Origin of the sequence: Leifsonia sp. 1010 (genome assembly GCF_031455295.1) — a bacterium.
Lineage (GTDB): Bacteria > Actinomycetota > Actinomycetes > Actinomycetales > Microbacteriaceae > Leifsonia.
In genome coordinates, this window is record NZ_JAVDSL010000007.1 from 17,288 (window position 1) to 43,370 (window position 26,083).

Annotated in this window: 26 protein-coding genes; 6 read left to right on the plus strand and 20 right to left on the minus strand. The window is 70.2% G+C overall.

Features of this window, described 5'->3' with window-relative positions:
• Positions 1-42: 42 nt before the first annotated feature.
• The 3 genes from metE to hflX all read right to left on the minus strand — a co-directional run bounded on the left by metE (position 43) and on the right by hflX (position 5,146).
• Complete coding sequence (gene metE / locus J2Y42_RS18505) at positions 43-2,406, minus strand: 5-methyltetrahydropteroyltriglutamate--homocysteine S-methyltransferase (protein WP_309861662.1); 2,364 nt, start codon at positions 2,404-2,406, stop codon at positions 43-45.
• Entirely contained in the window at positions 2,403-3,383 is a 981-nt protein-coding gene (locus J2Y42_RS18510; protein ID WP_309861664.1) for a methylenetetrahydrofolate reductase, read from the minus strand. Before J2Y42_RS18510 ends, metE begins: the two co-directional genes overlap by 4 nt.
• 227 nt (positions 3,384-3,610) lie before the next feature.
• Positions 3,611-5,146: a GTPase HflX gene (hflX, locus tag J2Y42_RS18515; RefSeq protein WP_309861667.1), complete on the minus strand. Its 1,536-nt coding sequence runs from the start codon at positions 5,144-5,146 to the stop codon at positions 3,611-3,613.
• A gap of 55 nt (positions 5,147-5,201) precedes the next feature.
• On the opposite strand from hflX, the gene J2Y42_RS18520 reads away from it, so the two are divergent.
• Complete coding sequence (locus J2Y42_RS18520) at positions 5,202-5,819, plus strand: class I SAM-dependent methyltransferase (protein ID WP_391505895.1); 618 nt, start codon at positions 5,202-5,204, stop codon at positions 5,817-5,819.
• Between the two features lie 83 nt (positions 5,820-5,902).
• On the opposite strand, the gene dapF is transcribed toward J2Y42_RS18520, so the two are convergent.
• From dapF to dapA, 13 genes are all read right to left on the minus strand, one after another.
• Entirely contained in the window at positions 5,903-6,781 is an 879-nt protein-coding gene (gene dapF / locus J2Y42_RS18525) for a diaminopimelate epimerase (protein WP_309861669.1), read from the minus strand.
• Positions 6,782-6,791: 10 nt separating this feature from the next.
• Positions 6,792-7,751, minus strand: coding sequence for a tRNA (adenosine(37)-N6)-dimethylallyltransferase MiaA (gene miaA, locus J2Y42_RS18530; RefSeq protein ID WP_309861671.1), 960 nt, complete (start codon positions 7,749-7,751; stop codon positions 6,792-6,794).
• A gap of 11 nt (positions 7,752-7,762) precedes the next feature.
• Complete coding sequence (miaB, locus tag J2Y42_RS18535) at positions 7,763-9,373, minus strand: tRNA (N6-isopentenyl adenosine(37)-C2)-methylthiotransferase MiaB (RefSeq protein ID WP_309861674.1); 1,611 nt, start codon at positions 9,371-9,373, stop codon at positions 7,763-7,765.
• A 95-nt stretch (positions 9,374-9,468) separates the two neighbouring features.
• Entirely contained in the window at positions 9,469-10,338 is an 870-nt protein-coding gene (locus J2Y42_RS18540) for a regulatory protein RecX (protein ID WP_309861677.1), read from the minus strand.
• A 31-nt stretch (positions 10,339-10,369) separates the two neighbouring features.
• The gene (recA, locus tag J2Y42_RS18545) at positions 10,370-11,443 is read right to left on the minus strand and encodes a recombinase RecA (protein WP_309861680.1); all 1,074 of its coding nucleotides are present in this window, start codon (positions 11,441-11,443) and stop codon (positions 10,370-10,372) included.
• 172 nt (positions 11,444-11,615) lie between these two features.
• The gene (locus tag J2Y42_RS18550; protein ID WP_018191454.1) at positions 11,616-11,840 is read right to left on the minus strand and encodes a DUF3046 domain-containing protein; all 225 of its coding nucleotides are present in this window, start codon (positions 11,838-11,840) and stop codon (positions 11,616-11,618) included.
• Between the two features lie 82 nt (positions 11,841-11,922).
• A complete protein-coding gene (locus tag J2Y42_RS18555) occupies positions 11,923-12,234 on the minus strand; it encodes a helix-turn-helix domain-containing protein (protein WP_018191455.1) in 312 nt (103 codons plus the stop codon).
• A 158-nt stretch (positions 12,235-12,392) separates the two neighbouring features.
• The gene (locus J2Y42_RS18560) at positions 12,393-12,890 is read right to left on the minus strand and encodes a CinA family protein (RefSeq protein WP_396427176.1); all 498 of its coding nucleotides are present in this window, start codon (positions 12,888-12,890) and stop codon (positions 12,393-12,395) included.
• Positions 12,883-13,506: a CDP-diacylglycerol--glycerol-3-phosphate 3-phosphatidyltransferase gene (gene pgsA / locus J2Y42_RS18565; protein WP_309861687.1), complete on the minus strand. Its 624-nt coding sequence runs from the start codon at positions 13,504-13,506 to the stop codon at positions 12,883-12,885. Before pgsA ends, J2Y42_RS18560 begins: the two co-directional genes overlap by 8 nt.
• Positions 13,507-13,515: 9 nt before the next feature.
• Positions 13,516-16,344, minus strand: coding sequence for a DNA translocase FtsK (locus J2Y42_RS18570; RefSeq protein WP_309861690.1), 2,829 nt, complete (start codon positions 16,342-16,344; stop codon positions 13,516-13,518).
• A 69-nt stretch (positions 16,345-16,413) separates the two neighbouring features.
• Complete coding sequence (locus J2Y42_RS18575) at positions 16,414-16,905, minus strand: GNAT family N-acetyltransferase (RefSeq protein WP_309861693.1); 492 nt, start codon at positions 16,903-16,905, stop codon at positions 16,414-16,416.
• 67 nt (positions 16,906-16,972) lie between these two features.
• Positions 16,973-18,649, minus strand: coding sequence for a ribonuclease J (locus J2Y42_RS18580; protein ID WP_309861696.1), 1,677 nt, complete (start codon positions 18,647-18,649; stop codon positions 16,973-16,975).
• Positions 18,650-18,720: 71 nt separating this feature from the next.
• On the minus strand, positions 18,721-19,698 hold the full coding sequence (dapA, locus tag J2Y42_RS18585) for a 4-hydroxy-tetrahydrodipicolinate synthase (RefSeq protein ID WP_309861699.1): 978 nt from the start codon (positions 19,696-19,698) through the stop codon (positions 18,721-18,723).
• Between the two features lie 79 nt (positions 19,699-19,777).
• Between dapA and J2Y42_RS18590 the strand changes: the two genes are divergently transcribed.
• From J2Y42_RS18590 to J2Y42_RS18605, 4 genes are all read left to right on the plus strand, one after another.
• Entirely contained in the window at positions 19,778-20,218 is a 441-nt protein-coding gene (locus tag J2Y42_RS18590) for a thioredoxin family protein (protein ID WP_309861703.1), read from the plus strand.
• Positions 20,205-20,681: a DUF4395 domain-containing protein gene (locus J2Y42_RS18595; RefSeq protein ID WP_309861706.1), complete on the plus strand. Its 477-nt coding sequence runs from the start codon at positions 20,205-20,207 to the stop codon at positions 20,679-20,681. The genes J2Y42_RS18590 and J2Y42_RS18595 overlap by 14 nt, the downstream gene beginning before the upstream one ends.
• 113 nt (positions 20,682-20,794) lie before the next feature.
• The gene (locus J2Y42_RS18600; RefSeq protein WP_309861709.1) at positions 20,795-21,220 is read left to right on the plus strand and encodes an OsmC family peroxiredoxin; all 426 of its coding nucleotides are present in this window, start codon (positions 20,795-20,797) and stop codon (positions 21,218-21,220) included.
• A 17-nt stretch (positions 21,221-21,237) separates the two neighbouring features.
• Positions 21,238-22,134 (plus strand): TIGR01777 family oxidoreductase, encoded by an 897-nt coding sequence (locus tag J2Y42_RS18605; protein WP_309861712.1) that lies wholly within the window; start codon positions 21,238-21,240, stop codon positions 22,132-22,134.
• A 23-nt stretch (positions 22,135-22,157) separates the two neighbouring features.
• Here J2Y42_RS18605 and J2Y42_RS18610 read toward each other — a convergent pair whose 3' ends face one another.
• Complete coding sequence (locus tag J2Y42_RS18610; protein WP_309861715.1) at positions 22,158-22,625, minus strand: tetratricopeptide repeat protein; 468 nt, start codon at positions 22,623-22,625, stop codon at positions 22,158-22,160.
• A 13-nt stretch (positions 22,626-22,638) separates the two neighbouring features.
• Positions 22,639-23,445 (minus strand): 4-hydroxy-tetrahydrodipicolinate reductase, encoded by an 807-nt coding sequence (gene dapB, locus J2Y42_RS18615; RefSeq protein ID WP_309861719.1) that lies wholly within the window; start codon positions 23,443-23,445, stop codon positions 22,639-22,641.
• 38 nt (positions 23,446-23,483) lie between these two features.
• Between dapB and J2Y42_RS18620 the strand changes: the two genes are divergently transcribed.
• Positions 23,484-23,978, plus strand: a complete 495-nt coding sequence (locus J2Y42_RS18620; RefSeq protein WP_309861723.1) for a GNAT family N-acetyltransferase — start codon at positions 23,484-23,486, stop codon at positions 23,976-23,978.
• Positions 23,979-24,063: 85 nt separating this feature from the next.
• On the opposite strand, the gene J2Y42_RS18625 is transcribed toward J2Y42_RS18620, so the two are convergent.
• Positions 24,064-24,666, minus strand: a complete 603-nt coding sequence (locus J2Y42_RS18625) for a histidine phosphatase family protein (protein WP_309861726.1) — start codon at positions 24,664-24,666, stop codon at positions 24,064-24,066.
• A gap of 40 nt (positions 24,667-24,706) precedes the next feature.
• Positions 24,707-26,065 (minus strand): pitrilysin family protein, encoded by a 1,359-nt coding sequence (locus J2Y42_RS18630; protein ID WP_309861728.1) that lies wholly within the window; start codon positions 26,063-26,065, stop codon positions 24,707-24,709.
• Positions 26,066-26,083 lie beyond the last annotated feature (18 nt).

Here is a 26,083-nt window from a genome sequence, read left to right on the forward strand (position 1 = left end):
GCCATGAGCGTACCGGGGCCGCACAATGCGCCAATGGACGCGTCAGGCGTTCACAGCCGCCCGCTCGCGCACTCCGCGCGTCGCCTCGATGATGTTCCGCAGCGAGGCGACGGTCTCGTCGTAGCCGCGCGTCTTGAGGCCGCAGTCCGGGTTCACCCAGAGCTGCCGGCCCGGGATCGCCTCCAGTGCCGTCTCCAGCAGCTCGGTCACCTCAGCGACGGACGGCACCCGGGGCGAGTGGATGTCGTAGACGCCCGGCCCGATGCCGTGCTCGAAGCCGGAGCGCTGGATGTCGTGGACGACCTCCATGCGGCTGCGGGCCGCCTCGATGCTGGTGACGTCGGCATCCAGGTTCCGGATCGCGTCGATGACGACGCCGAACTCCGAGTAGCAGAGGTGCGTGTGGATCTGCGTACCGTTGGCGACGCCCGAGGTCGCCAGGCGGAACGATCCGACCGACCAGTCCAGGTATTCGCCCTGTGCCGCCTTCTTCAGCGGCAGCAGCTCGCGCAGCGCCGGCTCGTCCACCTGGACGACGCGGATGCCCGCCTCTTCGAGGTCCGCGATCTCGTCGCGCAGCGCGAGCGCGACCTGTCGTGCCGTCTCGCCGAGCGGCTGGTCGTCGCGCACGAACGACCACGCGAGGATGGTCACAGGCCCCGTGAGCATTCCCTTCACCGGCTTGTCGGTGAGGCTCTGGGTGTACGCCGACCACTCGACCGTGATGGGTGCCGGTCGCGAGACGTCGCCCCACAGGATCGACGGGCGCGTACAGCGCGAGCCGTAGGACTGCACCCAGCCGTTGCGCGTGACCGCGAAGCCGTCCAGGTTCTCGGCGAAGTACTGCACCATGTCGTTGCGCTCAGGCTCGCCGTGCACGATCACGTCGATCCCGATCTCCTCCTGGAGGTCGACGACGCGCTTGATCTCGTCGCGCATGCGGCCCAGGTACTCCGCCTCGGTGATGAGGCCCTTCGCCAGCTGCGCACGCGACCGGCGGATGTCGGCCGTCTGCGGGAACGACCCGATCGTCGTCGTGGGGAGGAACGGGAGGCTGAGGGCGGCATCCTGCGCCGCCAGCCGGTCGGCGTAGGCGCCACGGCGGAAGTCGGCCTCGGTCAGCGCGGCCTCGCGCTCGCGGACGGCCGGAACGCGGACGCCCGGCGCCGACGCACGGTCGGCGAGCGCAGCGGTCGCGGCGGTCAGCTCCTCCTGGATCGCCTCGTGGCCGTCGACGATCCCGCGCGCGAGCACGGCGACCTGGGCGACCTTCTGGTCGGCGAAGGCGAGCCACGACGCCAGGCGCGCGTCGAGGTCCGGCTCGTCGTCCACGTCGTGCGGGACATGCAGCAGCGACGTGGACGTGGACACCGTGACGTCGGGGCTGAGCGACAGCACCTCCGTGAGCTTCCCGAACGCCGCCTCGAGGTCGCCGCGCCAGATGTTGTGCCCGTCGATCACGCCGCCGACGAGCGTCTTCCCGGCGAGGGCGGATGCGGTCGCCGCGTCGAGCCCTGATGGGATGGATCCGCGCACGAGGTCAAGGGAGATCGCCTCCACCGGGTTGGCCGCGAGCGCGGGCAGGGCGTCGTCGAGGCTCCCGTACGGAGCGGCCACGAAGAGGGCAGGGCGGTCGGACGCGCGCCCGAGCACGTCGTACGCCTCACGCACCGCGGCGAGCACCGCATCCCGGGGCTCGTCGATGCTCTCGCTCACGAGAGCCGGCTCGTCGAGCTGCACCCAGGGCGCGCCCGCGGCGGACAGGCGCGCCAGCAGCTCCGCGTAGACGGGCAGCAGGTCGGCCAGGCGCGAGAGCGGCCGGAACCCCTCCGGAGCGTCGTCGGCCGCCTTGCTCAGCAGCAGGAAGGTCACCGGCCCGACGATGACGGGACGCGTGACGAACCCAGCAGCGCGAGCCTCCTCGAACTCGCGGACGATGCGGTCCGAGGCCAGGCGGAACGCCGTCTCCGGACCGATCTCCGGCACGAGGTAGTGGTAGTTGGAGTCGAACCACTTCGTCATCTCCAGCGGCGGGTTCTCCCCCTCGCCGCGGGCGATCGTGAAGTAGCCGGCCAGGTCGACGGAGCCGTCGGCCGCGGCGAGCCCCGCGAATCGCGACGGCACGGCACCGACGGTGACCGCCGCATCCAGTACCTGGTCGTAGAAGCTGAAGCTCTCCGGGATGGACGCGTCGGTGCGGCCGAGGCCGAGCGTCGCGAGCCGCTCGCGCGTGGCGGCGCGCAGGTCGGCCGCAGCCGCCTCCAGCTCGTCCGCGTCGATGCTGCCGGCCCAGAATGCCTCGACGGCTTTCTTCAGCTCGCGGCGGCGTCCGATGCGCGGGTAGCCGATGATGGTGCCCGCCGGGAACGCGGGGCGGCCCGAAGCGGCGGAGGTGGTGTCGGTCATGCTGGTTCCTTCTCGGTGGCCGGGTTCGCCGGGGTGGTGGATGCGGTCTCGCTCGCCGCCGGGAGGGCGCCGATGCGGTCCAGCACGGACAGGACGGCCTCGTGCTGATTGAACGTGTACAGGTGGAGGCCGGGGGCACCGCCGGCGAGCAGCCGCTCGCCGAGCCGGGCGGCCCAGGCGATGCCGATCTCGCGGCGGCCCTCGTCGGTCGGCTCGACCTCCAGCTCGATCGCGAGGTCGCTCGGCAGGTCCTCGCCGCTGAGCTCCAGCATCCGCTTCAGGCGTGCCGGGCTCGTCACCGGCATGATGCCCGGCAGGATCGGGAAGGTCACGCCCGCCTCGGCCGCGCGCTGGGTGAAGTGGAAGTAGTCCTCGGCGTGGAAGAACAGCTGCGTGATCCCCAGGTTCGCCCCGGCCGCCTGCTTGGCGAGCAGAGCGTCGATGTCCTGCGAGACCGAGTGCGACGACGGATGCCCGTTCGGGAAGGCCGCGACGGCGATCTGCACATGCTCGCGATGCTCCAGCACGGCCTGCGCGTGCAGCTCGGGAACGGCCAGCTCGCCGTACGGGACCCGCTCGGCCTGGACGCGATGGATGAGCTGCACGAGCTCCGCGGTCGTGCGGATGTCGCCGATCCCGTCGTCCCCCTCGGCCAGCCCCTCCGGCGGGTCGCCGCGGACCGCGAGGAAGCGGCGCACGCCCGCGTCGAGGAAGTCGCGGATCAGCCGGTGCGCCTCCTCGTGCGACGAGCCGACGCAGGTGAGATGCGCCATCGGGCTGACCTCGGTGTGCTCGATGATGTAGCGCAGCACGTCGAGGGAGGCGGTCCGCGAAGAGCCGCCGGCGCCGTACGTCACGGAGATGAAATCCGGACGCGTCGCGGCCAGCAGGTCGATCGTCCCCGGCAGCGCCGCCGCGGCGCGTTCGGTGCGCGGCGGGTACAGCTCGAAGGAGAACCGGGCCTCGGTACAGCTCATGGGTTCCTCGGATGGTCGGACAGCGGCACAAGGACGTCCCGCCCGCGCTCGGCATTCGGCACAGGGAGGGATTCACTCGGGCGGGTGCCGGGCTCGGCTGTCGCACCACGTCGGCGGTCGCCCGCTTCGGTTGTCTGGCAATCTAGCAACGCAGAAGGCCGGGCGGAACCTCTCGCGTCATCCAGTGACACAGAGGATCCGCCCGGCCTTCGGGATACGGTGTGCGGCTACGAGGTCGCGGCCACCTCGAACGGCTCGAACGCCGCGTGGTACTCGGGCATGATCCGCGCGGTCACGCGGGTGCCCTCCTCCACGTACTCGGTCGAGATCACGCGACCCCGCTCGTGCAGCGCGGAGATGAGGTCGCCGCGGTCGTACGGCACCACCAGCTCGACCTCGAGGGAGGGATCCGGCAGCAGCCGCGCGATGGCGGCCAGCACCTCGTCTATCCCCTCGCCGGTCCGGGCCGACGCGAAGATCGCGCCCGGCTCCAGTCCGCGCAGGATGAGCCGGTCGTCCGCCGAGATCAGGTCGGCCTTGTTGAAGACCACGATCTCCGGGATGTCGCGGGCGCCCACCTCGCCGATCACGTCGCGCACCGTCGCCAGCTGCGAGGCCGGGTCCGGGTGCGAGCCGTCGACCACGTGCAGGATGACGTCGGAATCGGCGACCTCCTCCAGCGTCGAACGGAACGCCTCGACCAGCTGGTGCGGCAGGTTGCGCACGAAGCCGACGGTGTCGGCGAGCGTGTACAGCCGGCCGTCGGCGGTCACCGAGCGGCGGACCGTCGCATCCAGCGTCGCGAACAACGCGTTCTCGACCAGCACGCCGGCCTTGGTCACGCGGTTCAGCAGGCTCGACTTGCCCGCGTTGGTGTAGCCGGCGATCGCCACCGACGGCACGGAGTTGCGGTTGCGGTTCGCACGCTTCGCCTCGCGGGCGGGCTTGAAGCCGGCGATCTGCTTGCGCAGCCGCGCCATGCGCGTGTGGATGCGACGACGATCCAACTCGATCTTCGTCTCACCCGGTCCGCGCGAGCCCATGCCGGCGCCCGCTCCACCCACCTGGCCACCGGCCTGGCGGGACATCGACTCGCCCCAGCCGCGGAGGCGCGGGAGCAGGTACTCGAGCTGCGCGAGCTCGACCTGCGCCTTGCCCTCGCGGCTCTTGGCGTGCTGGCTGAAGATGTCGAGGATCACCGCGGTGCGGTCGATCACCTTCACCTTCACCACGTCCTCCAGTGCACGGCGCTGGCTCGGGGCGAGCTCGGTGTCGGCGATGACCGTGTCGGCGCCGAGGGCCGCCACGATCCCGGCCAGCTCCTCGGCCTTGCCGCGGCCGAGGTAGGTGCTGGGGTCGGGATGCGGTCGGCGCTGCAGCAGGCCGTCGAGCACGGCCGCTCCTGCCGTCTCCGCCAGGGCGGCGAGCTCGCGCATCGAGTTCTCGGCGTCCTGCAGGGAGCCCTGCGAGTACACGCCGATCAGCACGACGTTCTCGAGTCGCAGCTGCCGGTACTCGACCTCGGTGACGTCCTGCAGCTCGGTGGAGAGCCCGGACACACGCCGGAGCGCTGCGCGCTCCTCGCGGTCGAGCTGCTCACCGTCGTGGAGTCCGCCCTCGACGGCGTCCGCCTGCAGGGCCTGCGCCCGTGCGGACGCATCCGAGCCGAACAGCGTCACCGTCGCACGGCTGTCCTGCGTGGCGAGCACGCGCGCGACCACGTCGTCTGCGTCGTGGTCGCGGATGTCGGTCTTATCAGTCATTCAGTTCCCCGATCCGGGTTAACCCTAGTTTGTTCGTGTCCTGTACGGTCTGCTTATGGCCAGCGGAGATCACTACTTTTCCCCGGCGCCCGAGAGCGAGATGAACCTGCGGCCGTTCACCGTTCAGCTCGCCGGCCAGACATACGAGCTGGTGACGGCGAACGGGATCTTCAGCCCCGAGCGCATCGACATGGGTACGCGAGTGCTGCTGGACCATGTCCCCGCAGCGCCGCCCGGGGGTCAGTTCCTCGACCTCGGCTGCGGCTGGGGGCCACTGGCTCTCACACTTGCTCTCGAATCCCCTCATGCGACGGTCTGGGCCGTCGACGTCAACACCCGAGCGTTGGACATGGTGCGCAGGAATGCGCAGAAGCTCGGTCTCACTAATGTAAACCCGGTGACGCCGGATAATGTTCCCGATGACGTGCGATTTACGACGATCTGGTCGAATCCACCGATCCGCGTCGGCAAGAACGAGCTGCACAACATCCTGGAGCGCTGGCTGCCACGGCTCGAGCCCGGGTCGGACGCGTGGCTGGTCGTGCAGCGCAACCTCGGCAGCGATTCCCTCCAGCGGTGGATCCAGGCGACCTTCCCGGAGCTGACCACCACGCGGGCCGCGACCTCGAAGGGCTACCGCGTCCTCCGCGCCCGCTCCCACGCCGACGCCTGACCTCCATCCCCAGCCGACAGCTCCTGAGTTTTTCGCGTTTCCGGGCGCTGAATCGGCGAAAAACTCAGGAGCTGTTGGATGGGTCAGGCGAGGTCCAGGGTGCCGGTGAAGACGAGGGCGGCGGGGCCGGAGAGGCCGACGTGCTCGCCGTCCTCCGTGGCGAACATGCGGACGCCGACGGTGCCGCCGGGCACCTCCACGCGCCACTGGTTCGGGGCGCCCTCGCCCGCCCAGTAACGGACCGCGAGCGCGGCGGCCGCCGCCCCCGTGCCGCAGGAGAGCGTCTCGCCGCTCCCGCGCTCGTGCACGCGCATCCGGATGCGGCCGACGCCGTCGACGACGAGCGGCTCGTGCGGCACGACGAACTCGACGTTCGCTCCGTGCTCGGGGGCCGGCTCGATGTGCGGGATGTAGGAGAGGTCGGCCGCGTCGAGCTCGGAGTCGTCGGCGACGGCGACCACGACGTGCGGGTTGCCCATGTCGATGCTCAGCCCGGGCCGGGCGACGGCGAGCTCCTTCGCTCGGACGAGCGGCTCGCCGCCGTCGAGCCGCCAGCGGCCCAGGTCGACCTGGAAGCCGTTTGTGCTGCGCTGCACGTCACGCACGCCGGAGCGCGTGCCGATGGCGATCGTCCCGCCCTCGGGGAGCTCGGCGAGGCCGGTCTCGAGGAGGTAGCGCACGTAGACGCGGATGCCGTTGCCGCACATCTCGGCGGGCGACCCGTCGGCGTTGTAGTAGTCCATGAACCAGGTGGCCGCGTCGTCCTCGGCGAGGGCCGCCTCGCCCTCGGGGAGGTGCGCGGAGCGGACCGCGCGGATCACGCCGTCGGCGCCCACGCCGAAGTGGCGGTCGCAGATCTCGGCGATCTGGGTGGCGGTGAGCGGCAGGCGCCCCTCCGGGTCGGAGTAGAGCACGAAGTCGTTGCCCGTGCCCTGACCCTTGGTGAAGTGGATGGTCGCCATGCGTCCCAGCCTAGCGACCCGTCGCGGGCGCGCCGCCCTCGGCGGCCTCCGCCGAATCCACCAGCGCGAGTGCCGCACCCACCAGGTCGGAGGCGTCGTAGTCGAGCCAGTGGATGTGCGGGTAGCGCTTGAACCAGCTGACCTGCCGACGCGCGTAGCGACGGGTCAGCTGCTGGGTCTGGGCGATCGCATCTTCGCGGGAGAGCTCGCCGCGCAGCTCAGCCAGGGCTTGGGCGTAGCCGATCGCGCGGCGGGCGGTGACGCCACGGTCGATGCCGTGCGGGATGAGGTCCGTCAGCTCGGTGAGCAGCCCGTCGGCCCACATCCTGTCGACCCGGGCGTCGAGTCGGGTGACGAGCTCGTCCCGCGGGGCGGCCAGCCCGATGACGACGGTCGGTTCGTGCCAGAGGGACGGTTCGTCGGGCAGCGCGCCGGTGACGGACGTCCCGGTCAGCTCGGCGACTTCGAGGGCGCGGACGATGCGGCGGCCGTTCCGCGATCCGATCCGCCGGGCGGCGTCCGGGTCGCGCTCGGCCAGGCGCTGGAAGAGCATCCCGGGCCCGTGTTCGGCGAGTTCACCTTCGAGGCGTGCCCGAAGCTGCGGGTCCGTGCCCGGGAAACGCAGGTCGAAGAGCACGCTCGACACGTACAGTCCGGAGCCCCCGACGAGGATCGGGACCGCACCGCGGTCGGCGATCTCCTGGATTCGCGCCCGCGCTTCCGGCTGATAGCGGGCGACGGTGGCTTCATCGGTGACGTCGAGCACGTCGAAGAGGTGGTGCGGGATGCCGCGCCACTCCTCCGCACTGATCTTCGCTGTGCCGATGTCCATGCCCCGGTAGAGCTGCATCGCGTCGGCGTTGACGACCTCGGCGGAACGTCCCCGGACGCGCAGCGCTTCGGCCAGCGCCAGCGAGAGGTCGGTCTTGCCGGTGCCGGTCGCGCCGACGATCGCGACGAGCGGAGGCACCGGCGCCGCGCTCAGCGCTGTCCGTCCGTCGGGTCGTAGATCGGCATCGTGCCCACGCCCGGCGACGTGAGCGGTTCGCGCGTGCGGAGCGTCGGGAGTCCAAGCGAGACCCGGCCCGCTGCCGCTCCCGCCGCTGCGCCGCCGTGGGCGGGCACGGCGCAGGACTCGGCCTCTGCGCGGTCCCAGGCGTCGCCCGCGCGCGTGCGGCGGATGCGTAGGGGCGCGCCGTCGGCGGAGTCGGCGATGAGGTGGTGCGGCGCAGCCTGGGTGACGCGGACCGTGACGACGTCACCGGGACGCGGCGTCTCGGAGCCTGCGGGCAGCTCGAAGTGCACGAGGCGGCTGTCTTGGGCGCGGCCGCTGAGCCGGCGCGTGTCGGCGTCCTTCCGGCCCTCACCGTTGGCGACGAGCAGCTCGACCTCACGGCCGATGAGCTTCTGGTTCTCCTCCAGGGAGATGCGCTCCTGCAGCGCCGTGAGCCGGTCGTAGCGCTCCTGGACGATCTCCTTGGGCACCTGGTCCTCCATGGTGGCCGCCGGCGTGCCGGGGCGGATGGAGTACTGGAAGGTGAAGGCGGACGCGAAGCGGGCGGCTTCGACGACGCGGAGTGTCTCGTGGAAGTCCTCCTCGGTCTCACCGGGGAAGCCGACGATGATGTCCGTGCTGATCGCCGCATCCGGCAGCTTCGCCCGCACCCGGTCGAGGATGCCGAGGAACTTCTCGGAGCGGTACGAACGCCGCATGGATTTGAGGATGCGGTCGGAGCCGGACTGCAGCGGCATGTGCAGCTGCGGCATGACGCTGGGCGTCTCTGCCATCGCGTCGATCACGTCGTCGGTGAACGCAGCGGGGTGCGGGCTGGTGAAGCGGATGCGCTCCAGTCCCTCGATCTGCCCTGCGGCGCGCAGCAGCTTGCTGAACGCCTGACGGTCGCCGAACTCCACACCGTAGGAGTTGACGTTCTGTCCGAGCAGCGTCACCTCGATGGCGCCGTCGTCGACGAGCGCCTGGATCTCGGCGAGGATGTCACCCGGCCGACGGTCCTTCTCCTTGCCGCGCAGCGACGGGACGATGCAGAAGGTGCACGTGTTGTTGCAGCCGACGGAGATGGAGACCCAGCCGGAGTACGACGAGTCGCGCTTGGTCGGGAGCGTCGACGGGAACGTCTCGAGCGATTCGAGGATCTCGATCTCGGCGGCGTCGTTGTGTCGGGCGCGCTCGAGCAGGCTCGGGAGGGAACCCATGTTGTGGGTGCCGAAGACGACGTCGACCCAGGGCGCCTTCTCGAGGATGACGTTCTTGTCCTTCTGGGCGAGGCACCCGCCCACGGCGATCTGCATGCCTTCATGCCGCCGCTTCACGCCGGCGAGGTGACCGAGGTTGCCGTAGAGCTTGTTGTCGGCGTTCTCGCGCACCGCGCAGGTGTTGATGACGACGATGTCGGCCTCTTCACCGTTGGCCGGGACGTAGCCCGCCGCCTCGAGGGAGCCGCTGAGGCGCTCGGAGTCGTGGACGTTCATCTGGCAGCCGAACGTGCGCACCTCGTACGTTCGCGCTCGGCCGTCAGGACGGACTGCCGCCTCGGAGGGCGCGATGACGCTGTGCTGTTCCAGGATGCTCATGATGGCGACAAGTCTACGTTTCTCGCCGCCCCCGCAGGCGACGTGATCAGGCGGTCGCCGCGAACCGTCCGCACGCCACCGCGGCACGGCCGGACCTACTGGAAGCGGACCCCTGATCCCCCGCGAGGGCGCCGCGTCGCGAACGCCGCATCCATCGCCTGGCGCACGACATCCGACGCATACCCCTTTCGCGCAAGGAACCCGTGCAGCCGGCGGCGGGCGGTCTCATCGTCGTAGGACGACAGCTGACCCATGCGCTTCACGGCCAATTCCGTCGCGCGCTCCAGTTCGTCGTCGTCGCCGATGTCGGACAGCGCGGCCTCGATCAGGACTGGATCGATGTGGCGGCGCTTGAGCTCCTGCTCGATCGCTGTACGCCCAAGCCCCTTCCGGCTGTGCTGCGTGAAGGCGAGCGTCGCAGCGAGCGCAGCGTCGTCGATCACGCCGAGCACCTCCAGACGATCGAGCTCCGGTCCGTACACCGCCGGGTCGATCTCGCGCTTGGTGAGCAACTGCTCGAGCTCCCACCGCGACATTCCCCGTCGAGCCAGCTGACGGATCGCCACCCCGGAGGTCTTCCGCGCCTGCCGGACCGTCTCCTCGTCGACCTCCGCCTCGTCCGCGATCGCCGGCGCCGGAGGCTCGGCGCCCCAGGTGTTGTTCCACCCGGCGTCCAACCCCGCGTCGGTCCTCTGACCGGATCGCCCGCGCGCGACTCCCGCCGCGCCGTCCCCGCCTGGAGCCTCCGCGGGCAGTGCGACCACCGGCCGCACAACGCCTTCCTGCGGCTGACGCTCGCGCACCCGGCCGCGTCGCGACGGATGCTGGTCGCCGTCGCTCTCGCGCCCGGAAGCCGCTCGGCGGAGCGGGGTCACGGGAGCCAGATGCTCCCGCTCCCCCGTCTCGGCGGTCGACGTGCCGTCACTCTGGTTGTCCTCCGGAGAGGACGGGAACTTCACCACCACGAGGATCCCCTCCGTGAGGCGAAGGACGCGGTCACGCGCCCTTTCGAGCCTGCAGCTTGTCTTCGATCGATCCGACGTTGGACGGCTGTTCCGCCGACGCGTTCGGGTCGGCCATGATGCCCAGCTTGATCTTGATCTTCTGCTCGATCTCGGACGCGATGTCCGGGTTCGCGATCAGGAAGTTGCGCGAGTTCTCTTTGCCCTGGCCCAGCTGGTCGCCCTCGTAGGTGTACCAAGCGCCCGACTTCTTGACGAGGCCGTGCTCCACACCGAAGTCGAGCAGGCTGCCCTCTCGGGAGATGCCGACACCGTAGAGGATGTCGAACTCCGCCTGCTTGAAGGGCGGAGCCATCTTGTTCTTGACGACCTTCACGCGGGTGCGGTTGCCGACCGCGTCGGCGCCGTCCTTCAGGGTCTCGATTCGGCGGATATCGAGGCGCACCGAGGCGTAGAACTTGAGCGCCTTACCGCCGGCGGTGGTCTCCGGGCTGCCGAAGAAGACACCGATCTTCTCACGCAGCTGGTTGATGAAGATCATCGTCGTGTTGGTCTGGTTGAGCCCACCGGTGAGCTTGCGGAGGGCCTGAGACATCAGACGGGCCTGGAGGCCGACGTGCGAGTCGCCCATCTCGCCCTCGATCTCGGCGCGGGGCACGAGCGCGGCGACGGAGTCGATGACGATCAGGTCGATGGAGCCCGAGCGGACCAGCATGTCGGCGATCTCGAGCGCCTGCTCACCCGTGTCGGGCTGCGAGACGAGCAGGGCGTCGATGTCGACGCCGAGCTTGCGGGCGTACTCGGGGTCGAGCGCGTGCTCCGCGTCGATGAAGGCCGCGATGCCGCCCGCACGCTGAGCGTTGGCGATGGCGTGCAGGGTCAGGGTCGTCTTACCCGACGACTCCGGGCCGTAGATCTCGATGATGCGGCCGCGGGGAAGTCCACCGATGCCGAGGGCCACGTCGAGGGCGATGGATCCGGTCGGCACGACCTCGACGGGGGCGCGCTCGTCGCTGCCCAGTCGCATGACGGAGCCCTTGCCGAATTGGCGGTCGATCTGCGCGAGGGCTGTTTCCAGGGCCTTCTCGCGGTCTGCGGGTGATGGCATTTTGCGGTTCTCCTTCGTGGGCTTCGCTACGGTTCGACTCTAGGAGTGACGTCCGACACCCGAAGCGAGGGACGCGCATCTGTGGACAACCGTTTTCGACTGCCGATGTGAAGAAGTGTAGCCACTTCCGAACATATCTTCGAGAAGCGGAAATGGCGTGTCGCGCCGAGGTTCAGCGCTTCGGGGCGGGCTTCCCTGCGCCGTACCAGTGCGACTGCGGCACGCCGGTCTCCTTGCAGAGCGCGATCCACACCTCGCGCGGAGACAGACCGGCGGCGATGGCCTCGTTGGGAGTGCGGCCGCCGAGTTCGCCGAGGACGAGGTCGGTCAGCAGCGTCTGACCGTAGGTGCTGCCGAACTCGTCGGTGACGGCGCGCTGGAACTCGCTGAGCTTCATGGGTCCTTTGTTTCGGAGAGCAGGGAGGGGGTAAACGAAGGACGCCCCGCCGAGAGCGGGGCGTCCTCCAGAGCGTGCGGGATCAGCGGGCGACCAGGTCCGAGTCCATCGCCGAGACGAACTCGTCCGGAACCGTGTCCGGAATCACCGGCTCGAGACCCTCGAGCACCGCGATCCGATCGCCGACCTCGCGCATGATGACCGAGACCGGCGTCTCCAGAGCGTCTGCCACGGAGGCGAGGATCTCACTCGACGCCTCCTTCTGTCCGCGCTCGACCTCGCTGAGGTACCCGAGCGCGACGCTCGCCTTACTGGCGACCTGGCGGAGCGTACGACCCTTTTGCAGGCGGAAGTCCCTGAGCACGTCGCCGATTTCCTGACGTACAAGAATCATTCGGAGCCTCCCTCTCTTACCCTGCCGACGTATCGATGGGATACGAATGTACCGCATCCCTGCGCTCCACGATATCGAGGGCTACTGGGCTTTTCTTGTGAATGCAGCAGGTGTAACGAGACCGAAACACCGCGTATTCCCGCGGTAATCCGGGAGTCTCAAACATCCGTTATTCCGAGCTCGGCGGCGAGCGCGCGTACGGCCACGACGACCGTCTGCCGGCGGATGCCGTCGCGGTCGCCCGAGAGAGCGAGCCTGATCGAGCGCGCGCCGGCGTCGGAGGCGACGCCGACGTACACGGTTCCCACCGGGCGGCCGCCCTGCGGATCGGGTCCGGCGACTCCCGTCGTGGCCACTCCGATGTCGGCGGGGCTGCCCGCGACGGCCAGGCGTTCGCGGACGCCGGCGGCCAGCTGCCGGGCGACCTCGGGATGGACGGGGCCCTCCGCCGCCAGCAGATCGGCATCCACACCCAGCAGCGTGTGCTTCAGCTCGGTGGCGTAGACGACCGCACCGCCGAGGACGACGGCGGACGCGCCGGGCACGCTCGTGAGCTCGGCGGCGAGGAGCCCGCCGGTCAGCGACTCGGCCACGGCGACCGTGAGCCCGCGGTCGATCAAGGCCCGGACCACGACCTCGGTCGCCTGCTCAGGCAACGGCACGCTTCGCCCTCCGGCCCTTCCAGGCCTGCCAGAGGTAGTCGATGCCAGTCCAGACCGTGAGGATGACGGCCGCGGTCATGAGGATGCCGTTCACCCAGAAGATCCAGTCGCCGAACACCGTCCACAGCGGGACGAGCGCGAAGGAGATGGCAACCGACTGGACGATGGTCTTGATCTTGCCTCCGCGCGAGGCGGCGATGACACCCTGCCGGATCACCACGAAGCGGTAGACGGTGATCCCGATCTCGCGCACCAGGATGACGACGGTCACCCACCAGGGCAGCTCACCCAGGATGGAGAGCGCGATGAGCGCACCTCCGGTGAGCACCTTGTCGGCGATCGGATCGAGGAGCTTGCCGAGATCGGTGACGAGTCCCTGGCGCCGTGCGAGGGCACCGTCGACGCCGTCCGTCGCGATCGCGAGGATGAACAGCACCGCGGCCGCCCAACGGAGCCAGCCGTCCTCTCCGCCGTCGGCGAGGAGCATCCAGACGAACAACGGAGCGAGCAGGATGCGCACCACGGTGATCGCGTTGGGCAGGTTCCAGTTGCTCACGTGCGCTGTTCCGCCGTCCGCCGCTGCGGGCGGAGGCGTGTCGGGCACCGACATCGTGGTCGTCTACTCTCTGTCGGTCAGCTGCCAGGCGTCCTCGTCGGAGTCGCCCTCGACCTCAGGATAGCCCGCCGTCATCGCCGCGACAGGGTCGTTTCCGTAGCGATCGTCCGGCTCGGTGTCGACGCCGACCCCGGCCGGTCCGAGCGCGGCGCCCACACTGGCTCCGGCGGCCGCAGACGGCGCCGGCGCGCCAGCACCAGCGGGCGGCTCCTCGCCGCGGAGCCGCGCGATCACCTGCGGAAGCTGTTCCGCCGTTGCGAGCACGTCGCGGGCTTTGGACCCCTCGGACGGCCCGACGATCTCGCGGGACTCCAGCAGGTCCATGAGCCGGCCGGCCTTCGCGAAGCCGACGCGCAGTTTGCGCTGCAGCATCGACGTCGATCCGAACTGCGACGACACCACGAGCTCGGCGGCGGCGAGCAGGAGCTCCAGGTCGTCTCCGATGTCGGAGTCGATCTGCTTCCTCTCGGCCGACACCGTGACGTCCTGCCGGTACTCCGGCCGCGCCTGGCGGGTGACATGGTCGACGACCTTCTGGATCTCGTCCTCGTTCACCCACGCGCCCTGCACGCGGATCGCCTTGGACGCGCCCATCGGCAGGAACAGGGCGTCGCCCTGGCCGATCAGCTTGTCGGCGCCCGGCTGGTCGAGGATGACGCGCGAGTCGGTGACGCTCGTCACGGCGAACGCCAGTCGCGACGGGACGTTCGCCTTGATCAGACCGGTCACGACATCCACCGACGGCCGCTGGGTTGCGAGGACCAGGTGGATGCCGGAGGCACGTGCCAGCTGCGTGATGCGGACGATCGAGTCCTCGACGTCGCGCGGGGCGACCATCATGAGGTCGGCGAGCTCGTCGACGACGACGAGGAGGTACGGATACGGCTTCAGCTTCCGTTCGCTGCCGGCGGGCAGGACGATCTCGTCGTTCACGACGGCGCGGTTGAAGTCGTCGATGTGCCGGAAGCCGAAGCTCGCCAGGTCGTCGTACCGCATGTCCATCTCCTTCACGACCCACTGCAAGGCCTCCGCGGCCTTCTTCGGGTTCGTGATGATGGGCGTGATCAGGTGCGGGACGCCGCCGTAGATCGTCAGCTCGACGCGCTTCGGGTCGATGAGCACCATGCGCACCTCCGATGGCTTCGCGCGCATCAGGAGGCTGGTGATCATCGAGTTGACGAAGCTCGACTTGCCCGAACCGGTGGAACCGGCGACGAGCAGGTGGGGCATCTTGGCCAGGTTCGCGACCACGAAGCCGCCGCCGACGTCTTTACCGACGCCGATCGTCATCGGGTGGACGCTCTTCGTGGCCGCGGGAGACCGCAGCACGTCGCCGAGCGACACGATCTCGCGGTCGCTGTTCGGGATCTCGATGCCGATCGCGCTCTTGCCCGGGATGGGCGAGAGGATGCGGACCTCGTTGCTCGCGACCGCGTACGACAGGTTCTTGCTGAGCGCTGTGACGCGTTCGACCTTGACGCCGGGGCCGAGTTCGATCTCGTACTGCGTGACCGTCGGGCCCCGCGAGTAGCCTGTGACCTTCGCGTCCACGCCGAACTGGGTGAGCACGGAGGTTATGGCGGCAACGATCTCGTCGTTCGCGCCGGAGCGGGTCTTCGCGGGCGTTCCGGCGGACAGCATGGTCGCGGACGGGAGGTTGTACGGAGCAGACGGCTCCGGGAGCGCCGGCGGGGCGACATCCTCGTCGAAGTCCTCGGCGCCGGCCTGGAAGCCGGGGAGCACGGCCGCGCCTCCGGGCGCCCCGGACACGGGCGGGAGCGGCGCGACGGCCGTCGGCGGCTGCTCTCCGGTGAACCGCTGCAGGGCGTCCTCGGCGTTGGCGAGCTCGCTCAGCACCTCGGTGTTGTAGTGGTCGCTTGCCGGGTCGGGCTCGAGGGCGGTCGCGAACTCCCCCTTGCCCCGCTGGCCGGCACCGAAGACCTCGGTGAGGCCGTCCGCCGGGGCGGCGTCGTACTCCGGGTCCTCTTCGCGCTGCGACTTGTTCCGGCGCCACCAGGGCAGGTTGGCCTCCTGCTCGGGCTCGTCGTCGACCCCGTCCAGCTCGACCTGCTTCGATCGGGCCTCCTTCGCCTCCTGGCGCTCATCCTCCGTCGGCAGCTGCGCACCGAACAGGTAGGCGTACAGCTCACGGATGCGCTCGGGCAGCTTGTTCGGCGGCGTCTTGGTGATGATGAAGAGGCTGAGGATCAGCAGCAGGATGATGACGGCGCCCGCGCCGTACGGAGTGATCAGCAGCGACAGCGGGGCCGCGATCAACCAGCCCAGCACGCCGCCCGCCTGCGCAAGAGCCGTGACACCGTCGCTCGGAGACGGGTGCGGGCTGAACAGATGACACAGCCCGGACACCGTAAGCAGCAGGATGCTCAGGCCGATGCCGATGCGCGTGTTGTCGTGAACCGAGCTGGGATGCCGGAACAGCCAGGCGGCGAACAGCACCATGACGATCGGAAGAGCGAACGCGACGCGCCCGAAGAGCGCACCGAACGTCCAGGCGTCGAGCATGCGCGCGACCTGGTCGTTGATGAGGAACCACTCGATGACCGCCCCGGCGATGGCGAGCAGGACGAGGAAGAACGGAAAGCCGTCACGCCGTTCCTCTTTGGCCAGCTTCTCGGGACCGAGCGCACGGAAGGCGGCGCCGGTGAGGTGCGCGAGACCCATCCACGCGCGGATCAGCGGACTGGTCCCCGCATCGGCTGCCGGGTAGGCGACCGTCTTCTGCTGCGCGGTCTTCGACGCCGGCTTGCGCGCGGTCGACCCGCCGCGACCGGAGTTCCGGGCGCGTGCATTCGACTTGGTGCTCGTAGCCATGGCACAACGGTACGTCGTGCCCCCGTCATCACGCGGTTCCCGCGCCTGAGTTGTGGAAATCCGGCCCGGTCAGCGAACTGTGCGCACCATCGTGTCGGAGCCCTCCCCCGATGCGACCGTCACGTAGCCCTCGCTGACGTAGAGCCGCTGGGCGAAGTTGGAGCGCTCGACGCTGAGGCTCAGTCGCGCGTGGCCGCGGGCCGCGGCTGCGCGCGCCAGCTCACGGAGCAGCGCCCGGCCGACCCCCTGCGCGCGCCACTGCGGGTAGACGCCCAGCGTCAGCTCGGGCACCCCGGCCGCGACGAAGCCGTAGCCGGGGTCGCTCGGAGAGAACAGTCGCGCCCAGGCGGCACCGACGGGAACACCGCGGGCGTCCTCGGCCACGCAGCCGAAGTCGCCCGGCCGCTGCCAGCCCGCGATGTAGTGGCGGACGGACGGATCGTCGAGGACGGTCACTCGCGGCCGGGTGCGGACCGGATTCCAGTTCGCGGCCTCCACCAGCATGTCCGCGAGCACCCGGGCGTCGCCGGGAACGGCGGGGCGGATGTGGAACGCGTTCATGGACGAACGTTACCCACCGTCGTGTTTCCGGCGGGTTACGATCCCACCCGCCGGAAGCGAGGCCGTGTCAGGCCTCGATCACCAGCGGCACGATCATCGGCCGGCGGCGGTAGCTGGTGTTGACCCAGCGGCCCACGGTCCGGCGGACCACCTGCGAGAGCGCGTGCGAGTCGCGGACGCCGTTGTGGGCGGCCTCCGACAGGGCGGCGGCGATCTTGGGCTTGACGTCGTCGAACACCGCGTCGTCCTCCGCGAAACCGCGGGCGTGCACCTCCGGGCCCGTCACGATGCGGCCGGTCGCGGCCTCCACGACGACGATGATCGAGATGAAGCCCTCCTCGCCCAGGATGCGGCGGTCCTTCAGGTCGGCGTCGGTGATCTCGCCGACGCTGGAGCCGTCGACGTAGACGAAACCCAGGTCGAGCTGGCCGACCACGCGGGCGACGCCGTCGCGCAGGTCGACGACCGAGCCGTCCTCCGCCAGGATCGTGTTCTTCTCGGGAACGCCGGTGTCCATCGCGAGGCGCGCATTGGCCACCAGGTGGCGGTACTCGCCGTGCACGGGCATGACGTTCTTCGGCTTCAGGATGTTGTAGCAGTAGAGCAGCTCGCCCGCCGCCGCGTGGCCCGAGACGTGGACCTTCGCGTTGCCCTTGTGCACGACGTTCGCGCCCAGCTTGGTGAGCCCGTCGATGACCCGGTAGACCGCGTTCTCGTTGCCCGGGATGAGGCTGGACGCCAGGATCACCGTGTCGCCGGGGCCGACCTCGATCTGGTGGTCGAGGTTCGCCATCCGCGCGAGCACGGCCATCGGCTCGCCCTGCGATCCGGTCGACATATACACGATCTCGTCGTCGGGGAGGTCGGCGGCCTTCTTGTAGTCGATGAGCACGCCCTCGGGGACTTTGAGATAGCCGAGCTCCGCCGCGATGGTCATGTTGCGGACCATCGAGCGGCCGAGGAGGGCGACGCGGCGGCCGTTCGCGGCGGCGGCGTCGAGCACCTGCTGCACACGGTGGACATGGCTGGAGAAGCTGGCGACGATGACGCGGCGCGGCGCCCGGGCGATGACGGCGTCGAGCACCGGGCCGATCGAGCGCTCCAGCGGCGTGAAGCCAGGCACATCGGCGTTGGTGGAATCGGCGAGGAACAGGTCGACGCCCTTCTCGCCGAGACGCGCGAAGGCCCGCAGGTCGGTGATGCGGTCGTCGAGCGGCAGCTGGTCCATCTTGAAGTCGCCGGTGTGAAGCACGACGCCGGCCGGCGTGGTGATGGCCACGGCGAGCGCATCCGGTATGGAGTGGTTGACCGCGACGAATTCCAGGGAGAACGGGCCGAGCTGTTCGACCTGCCCCTCCTTGACCGTCAGCGTGTACGGCTGGATGCGGTGCTCCTTGAGCTTCGCCTCCACCAGGGCCAGCGTCAGGCCCGAGCCGATCAGCGGGATGTCGCGCCGCAGCCTGAGCAGGTACGGAACGGCCCCGATGTGGTCTTCGTGGCCGTGAGTCAGCACGACGCCGACGACGTCGTCCAAGCGGTCGCGCACGGGCGCGAAGTCGGGGAGGATGAGGTCGACGCCCGGCTGGTCCTGCTCGGGGAAGAGGACGCCGCAGTCGACGATGAGGAGCTTTCCCTCGTACTCGAAGACGGTCATGTTGCGGCCGATCTCACCGAGACCGCCCGTCGGGATGATGCGGAGTGTTCCGGGTTCGAGCGCGGGAGGCTCGGCGACGAGGTTGGGCATGTGCCCTCCTATTTCTGTGTTCTTCGCGGGGCTTCGCGCGCCCGCCATGTGTTCGACCGCCTGTGCGGTCGTCAGCGTGTGGTCCCGGCGATCTTCGGGAGCGCACCGCCCGCGGCCGCGTTGCGGTCGGGGCGGAAGTTCGAGAAGTCGACACCGGGGATGTTCTTGACGAGGTCGAGCTCGTCTTCGATCTGAGCGGCCTCCCACTCTTCGGGCCCCACGAGCGGCAGACGCACGCGGGGGCTCGAGATGCGGCCGAGGCCGTGGAGGATGTACTTCGCAGCAACCGTACCGGGCACGTGCGTCATCACGGCGCGCACCAGCGGTTCGAGCTTCATGTGGGCGGCGGTGGCGGTCGCCAGGTCGCCGGCGTTGACCGCGTCCACGATCTGGCGGTACGGGGTCGGGGCGATGTTCGCCGTGACCCCGATGAGGCCGCTCGCGCCGATCGAGAGGTGCGGGAGCACGTTGGCGTCGTCGCCCGAGAAGTACATGAGGTCGGTCTGGTTGAGCACGCGGCTGACCTCGCTGAAGTCGCCCTTCGCGTCCTTGATCGCGAGCACGTTGGGGTGCTTCGCGATGCGGAGGATCGTCTCGTACTTGATCGGCACGCCGGTGCGGCCGGGGATGTCGTAGAGGATGACGGGAAGGTCGGTCGAGTCGGCGATCATCCGGAAGTGGGTCAGGATGCCGGCCTGCGTCGGCTTGTTGTAGTACGGGGTGACGACCATGACGCCGTCGGCCCCGGCCTTCTCGCTCTGCTGGTACAGCTGGATGGCGTGGGCGGTCTCATTGGACCCGCCACCCGTGATGATCTTGGCGCGACCGTCGGCGACCGACTTGCCCACCTCGACCAGGCGGAGCTTCTCGGGGTCGGTCAGCGTCGAGGTCTCCCCCGTCGTGCCGGTGACGACGATGCCGTCGGCCCCGGCGCGGATCACGTCGTCGATGTGCTTCTCGACCGCCGCCCAGTCCACTTCGCCATCGGCGGTGAACGGGGTGACCAGGGCGACGAGGACCTGGCCGAACGGATTCTCGGAAGCAGCCATGGCACAAGGCTATCGGGTCGCCGTCACGGGAGGTCACATTAGCTGCGCTGTCCACAGCGTCGGCGTAGCGTCCCGAGCTGTGAACGGATTCGCGGCTCTCGGCATCCTGCTCGGGCTCGTCGCCGTCCTCGCGGCGGCCGGGCTCCTCTGGCGCGCAACCACCGGGCGGGCGCGCACAGTGCGCGTCCACGACGTCGTCATCCCCGCCGAGGTCGGCGTCGACGCCCTCGGCGGCCGCGCCACCCTCCTGCAATTCTCCACCGAGTTCTGCGCGCCCTGCCGCTCCACCGCCCGCGTGCTCGACGACGTCGCCGCCGACGTCGACGGCGTCGCCCACGCCGAGATCGACCTCACCGATCGTCCGGACCTCGCCACCCGCTTCGGGATCCTGCAGACCCCTACCACCCTCGTCCTCGACGCCACGGGCGCGGTCCGTGCCCGGATCGGCGGCGCCGCGCGCTCGGACGACGTGCGCCTCACCCTCCACCGCATCCTCGGGAGCGACCATGTCTCAGCCTGATCCGTCCGCTCGCACCGGCATCGACCCGCGGTCGCCGCGTTTCGGCGCCGGGATCACCGCCGTGCTGCTCCTGATCGACCTGTTCCTCTCGCTGGTCGGCGCGGCGACGTCCGCGGCGGTGCTGCTCCTCGTCATCGCGCTGCTCTTCGCCTGGGGCGCCTTCGCCGGCATCCGCCGCCATCCGTACGGGGTGCTGTTCCGCGCGGTCATCCGGCCCCGGCTCACGCCTCCGACCGAGTTCGAGGACCCGGCGCCCCCGACCTTCGCGCAGGCGGTCGGGCTGTTCGTCACCGGTGTCGGCCTCGTTCTATATGTGTCGGGCGTGCCGCTCGCCCTCCCGATCGCCGTGGCGCTCGCGTTCGCCGCGGCCTTCCTCAACTCGGTGTTCGGATACTGCCTGGGCTGCCAGCTGTACCTGCTGCTGGTGCGCGCGCGGCTCATCCGGCGCCGCGCCCAGGCCTGAGCGAGCGGCCCAGCCGGGAATCCGCCCAGCACCCGGTGACGGTGTCGGAACCCGTCAGTAGGGTGGGAGACGCCCGGCCGCGCTCGGCGGCGGAGCGTCACGAGGAGGTCTTCATGGCAGTCACCAGCGCATCCACCACCGTCTGGAACGGCGATCTGACGAGCGGCTCCGGAACGGTCACGCTCGACTCGTCGCACGCGGCGGAACTGGCCGTCAACTGGAAGGCCCGCTCCGAGGGCGGAGCCGAGGTCACGACCCCGGAGGAGTTGCTCGGGGCCGCCCACGCCGCCTGCTTCTCGATGGCCTTCTCGAACGTGCTCGCGAAGTTCGGCAACGCGCCGGAGAGCATCCGCACCACCGCCGCGGTCACCTTCGACCCCGCTCAGGGCATCACCGGCAGCCACCTGACCGTCACGGCGACCGTTCCCGGCCTGTCCGAGGACGACTTCCAGCGGCTCGCCGACGAGGCCAAGAGCACCTGCCCGGTGTCGCGGGCGCTGGTCGGCATCCCGATCACGCTCGACGCGTCGCTCGCCTGATCCGCCGGGGGCCGGACATGCGCGTACTGCTCGCCGGAGCCTCCGGCATGATCGGCGGCGAGCTACGCCGTCAGCTGGCTGCGGCCGGACATGAGACGCGGAGGCTGGTCCGCCGCGAACCCGCCGACGCCGACGAATTCCGCTGGGCGCCTGAGGAGCGGTCCGTCGACCCCGCGCTGTTCGACTGGGCGGACGCGGTGGTCAACCTCTCCGGCAGTTCGCTGCAGCATCTGCCCTGGACACGCGCGACCAAGCGACGCATCCTGTCGTCACGGCTGCAGGCCACGGGAACCCTCGCCGAGGGGATGCGCCGAGCCGACACCTCTCCCGACGTGTTCGTCAGCGGCTCCGCCGTCGGCTACTACGGTGACCGTCCCGGCCAGCAGCTCACCGAGGCGGCGACGAAAGGGCGCGGGTTCCTGGCCGACGTGGTCGACGCCTGGGAGGCGGCGGCCCGGCTCGCGCCCTCATCCACCCGGGTGGCGCTCGCGCGCACCGGCGTCGTCATCGGTCGCGGCGGCGCCCTGAAACCGCTGCTCCCGCTCGCCAAGGCGGGACTCGCCGGGCCGCTCGGCGGCGGACGCCAGCACTGGCCCTGGGTGAGCCTGCACGACGAGGCCGCAGCGCTCATCCACCTGCTGACCTCGTCGCTCGACGGGCCGGTCAACATCGCCGGGCCGACGCCGGCGACGGCCGGAGAGATCGTGCGCGCACTCGCGCAGGCCGTGCGGCGGCCGTACCTCCTACCGGTGCCGAAGTTCGCGATCGAGCTGGCGCTGCAGGACGCGGGCCGCGAACTGCTGCTCGCGGATCAGCTGGTGGTGCCGAAGGCGCTGCTCGACGACGGCTTCGAATTCCGGGATCCGACGATCGAGGACGCGATGGATCGGCTCGTCGAGGTGCGCGCGGCCTGACGCGGTCGCGGGTCGCGGGGTGCTCAGCGCGCTGGGGGCCGCCCTGCCTTCGCCTGCGACCGTTCCAGCCGGATCGCCTGCCGCAGCGCCTCCCGTGCCCGGCGTCGGTCGCCGGACGCGTCGTAGGCGAGCCCGAGCCGGAACCAGGCGCGCCAGCTCTCCGGCTCCGCCTCCACCTCGGCGCGGTATCGCGGGAACTCCTCGTCGGCGGCGTCCCGGAGCGGACGGCCGCTCGCACGCGTCGGCAGGTCTTCGACGGGAAGGGCGCCCTCCGCATCCAGCTGTCGCACCAGGCGCTCGGTGCGCGCGCCGAACAGCAGCTCCCGGCCGATCGCCCACGCGGCGATGAACGGGAGCACGATCAGCGCGACGCCCATGGCGATGCCGACGGGCTCGCCGGTCAGCACGAGCATGATCGCGCGCTGCGTGACCAGCACGAGGTAGACGAGCAGGAGGACCGCCATCAGGATGGCGGCCAGACGGTTTCTCATGGCGACCGGTCCCTTATCGCGTCGGGTCGGTGCCGTCGTCGCCCGCATCGCGGACGGTCGGACGCGGCGGTTCGCCGCTCGGCTCGGCGATCCCGAGGTCGACGAGCTTGTCGAGACCGACGATGACGCCGGTCGTGGTCGCCGCTGCCCGGAGCGCCAGAAGGATGCCCGCCTCGTACGCCTCCGGGCCGATCGTGTCGTGGCGGATGGTCAGCTGCTCCCCCGCGCCGCCGAAGATCACCTGCTGCTGGGCGGCGACGCCGCGCATCCGGAGGCTGTGGATGGGCACGCTCGCGACCTGCTGACCGCGGGCGCGCTGGTCGGAGTGCGGCGCCTCCACCGGGCCCTTCGCCGCGCGTGCGGCGCCGATGAGTTCGGCGGTGCGCACCGCCGTGCCGGACGGGGAGTCGACCTTGCCCGCGCCGTGCGTCTCCACGATCTCGATGGAGTCGAAGAAGCGGGCGGCGACAGAGGCGAACGCCGTGCCCAGGGCGGAGCCGAGGGAGAAGTTGGGGATGACGACGGCGCCGCGTCCTTCGTGCGCGGCGACGCGTCGCTCCAGGTCGAGGATGCGGTCCGCCGACCAGCCGGATGTGCCCACGAGCACATTGAGGCCGTGATCGACCGCGAAGGCGACGATCCCCGGGCTGACCTGCGGCAGCGTCATGTCGACGAGCACGTCCGCGCCGAGCATGTCCTCCAGCGGCGAGCGGGAGTCGAGCTGTGCGACGAGCTCGAGGTCGTCGGCCTCCTCGATGAGGCGGACCGCCACGCTTCCCAGTTTTCCGGTCGCTCCGGCGACGGCCACGCGAATGCTCACCCGATCAGCCTACCCGCGGGCCGCGTTACGCTGGGCCGATGGTGTCTTTCGCAGACGTCGCCGTCACCGACGCGACCGCCCACCGGATGCTGTCCGACTACTTCGCCGAGCGCGCCGAGACGTTCCCGAGCTCGCAGGGCGCGTACCGCACGTCGTTCCCGGATCCGAGCCAGTTCGTGGCGCCGAACGGTGTCTTCCTCCTCGCCTACGACGAGGGCGTCGAGGTGGGATGCGGCGGCATCCGCGAGCTGCGCGTCCCGCTGTCCGAGATCGAGGAGGGCGTGCAGGTCGTGCGCTACGAGATCAAGCACCTGTGGGTGACGCCCACGCAGCGTGGCAATGGGTACGGCCGGGCGATCCTCGCCGAGCTGGAGCTGCGCGCCCGCGGCTTCGGCGCGACCGAGCTGGTGCTCGACACGAACGCCAGCCTGGAGGCGGCGGGCGGCCTGTACCGCTCGCACGGCTACGAGCCGATCCAGCCGTATAACGACAACCCCAACGCGACCGACTGGTTCCGCAAGCCCCTCGTCTGAAGCCGACAGCTCCTGAGTTTTTCGGCGAAATCGGGGCTCGGAGGCCGAAAAAGTCAGGAGCTGTTCGCTGCTCAGGCGGGGCGGGTCAGACGGGCTGCAGCTCCGGGAGACCCGTACGCAGCTCGACGGGCAGGTGCCCGAGGTCGTTGTGCACCACCAGCACCGGCGGCTTGGCGGAGCGGACGCGGATGATCGTCAGCCCGCAGTTGGCCTGGTTGAGGCCCAGCCAGCGCCAGTCCGGCGCGTCGAACACGTGCCGCACGAACCAGCCGATCACGAAGTTGTGGGTCACCAGCAGGTCGTGCCGGTCCCCCATCGCCGGGGTGAGGAACTCGTGGACAGCGTCGTCCATCTGCGCCCGGCCCGCCTCGATCTCCGCCTCGGTCACCGGGCCGAAGAACGACTCGAACGCCTTCGGCATGTCCGGGGTCGGACCGGAGGGGATGCAGTCGAACAGCAGGCTCGACGGCTGCGGTTCGAGCGCCGGCATCCGCTCGGCCATGATCGCGGCCGTCTCGGCTGCGCGCACCAGCGGCGAGTGGTACATCGACGTGAACGGGATGCCGCTCAGCCGCTCAGCGACCAGCTGCGCCTGACGCTTGCCCCGCGGCGAGAGCGGGCCGTCCGGCAGGCCGTGCTCGGCATCCTGCTGCTCGCCATGGCGCACGAGGTAGATGTAGTGGGGCACGAGCGGGACCTTTCGGAGATGGAACGGAAGGAAGAGCGGATCAGGAGGCGAGGCCGGCGAACACGTCGTCGGTGACGCTCCCGACGGCGGCCACGGAGACCGGCCGGTCCGCCAGGTCGGCGGCGAGGGCGCGCACATCGTCGGCGGTGACGAGGTGGAGGCGCCGGAGGCTCTCATCGAGGTCGGCGAACTCGCCGAGCGTGATCTCGGCGCGGCCGAGACGGGACATACGGGTGTCGGAGTCTTCGAGGGCGAGGGCCGCTCCCCCGGAAAGCTGCCCGACCGCTCGACGCAGCTCGTCGGGCGTGACGCCGCCGGAGGCGAGCCGCCGCAGTTCGTCGAGCATCAGTTCGGTGACCTGGCGCGCCTTCGCCGGCGTGCATCCCGCGTAGAGGCCGAACACGCCCGCGTCGGAGTACGAGCCGGAGAACGAGTAGACGGAGTAGGCCAGGCCGCGGCGCTCGCGGACCTCCTGGAAGAGGCGGCTGGACATCCCGCCGCCGAGGATGGAGTTGAGCACGCTCATGGTCGTGCGGCGCTCGTCGGTGGCCAGGATCCCGGGCATTCCGACGAACACGTTGGCCTGCTCGTTGGGGCGCTCCACCGTGACGATGGGGCTCCCGCGGCGGATGTCGGCGGGCACCGACGGGCGGCGGTCGACCGGAGTGGCGACGAGCTCCGGATCCCAGCCCGCGGCGGCGAGCGCGCGCTCGACGCCGGCGACCAGCAGGTCGTGGTCGACCGCGCCCGCGGCCGTGACCACCAGGTCCTGCGGCCGGTAGTTCGCCCGGTAGTGCTCCCACACGCCGTCCCGGCTCGCGGCACGGATGGTGTCGGGGCGGCCGCCGATGGGACGGCCCAGCGGGTGGTCGCCGAGGACGGCCTGGAACATCCGCTCGTTGGCGACGTCGGCGGGGTCGTCCTCCGCCATCGAGAGCTCTTCGAGGATGACGCCGCGCTCGTTCTCGAACTCGCCCGCGTCGAGCACCGACGACGTGAGCATGTCGCCAATGACCTCGACCGCCATTGCGAGATCCCGGTCCTGGACCTTCGCGTAGTAGCAGGTGTACTCCTTGGCGGTCATGGCGTTGTGCTCGCCGCCCACCGAGTCGAACGACACGGCGATGTCGAGGGCGGTGCGGGTGCGCGTGCCCTTGAAGAGGAGGTGCTCGAGAAAGTGCGTGGAGCCGAGCGAGCCGGGATGCCCGGGCTGGCCGTCGCTCTCGTCGCGCGAGCCGACGGCGACCCAGTAACCGAGTGTGGCGCTGCGTGCTCCGGGCACCTGTTCGCTGAGGATGCGAACTCCGCTCGGGAGCACTGTCCGCCGGACCAGCGCTTCGCCGGACGCCGCGAAGGTGAGGTCGGCCATACCGAGCGGGAGGTCGACTGCGCTGTTCATCCCCTCCACCCTACGCCA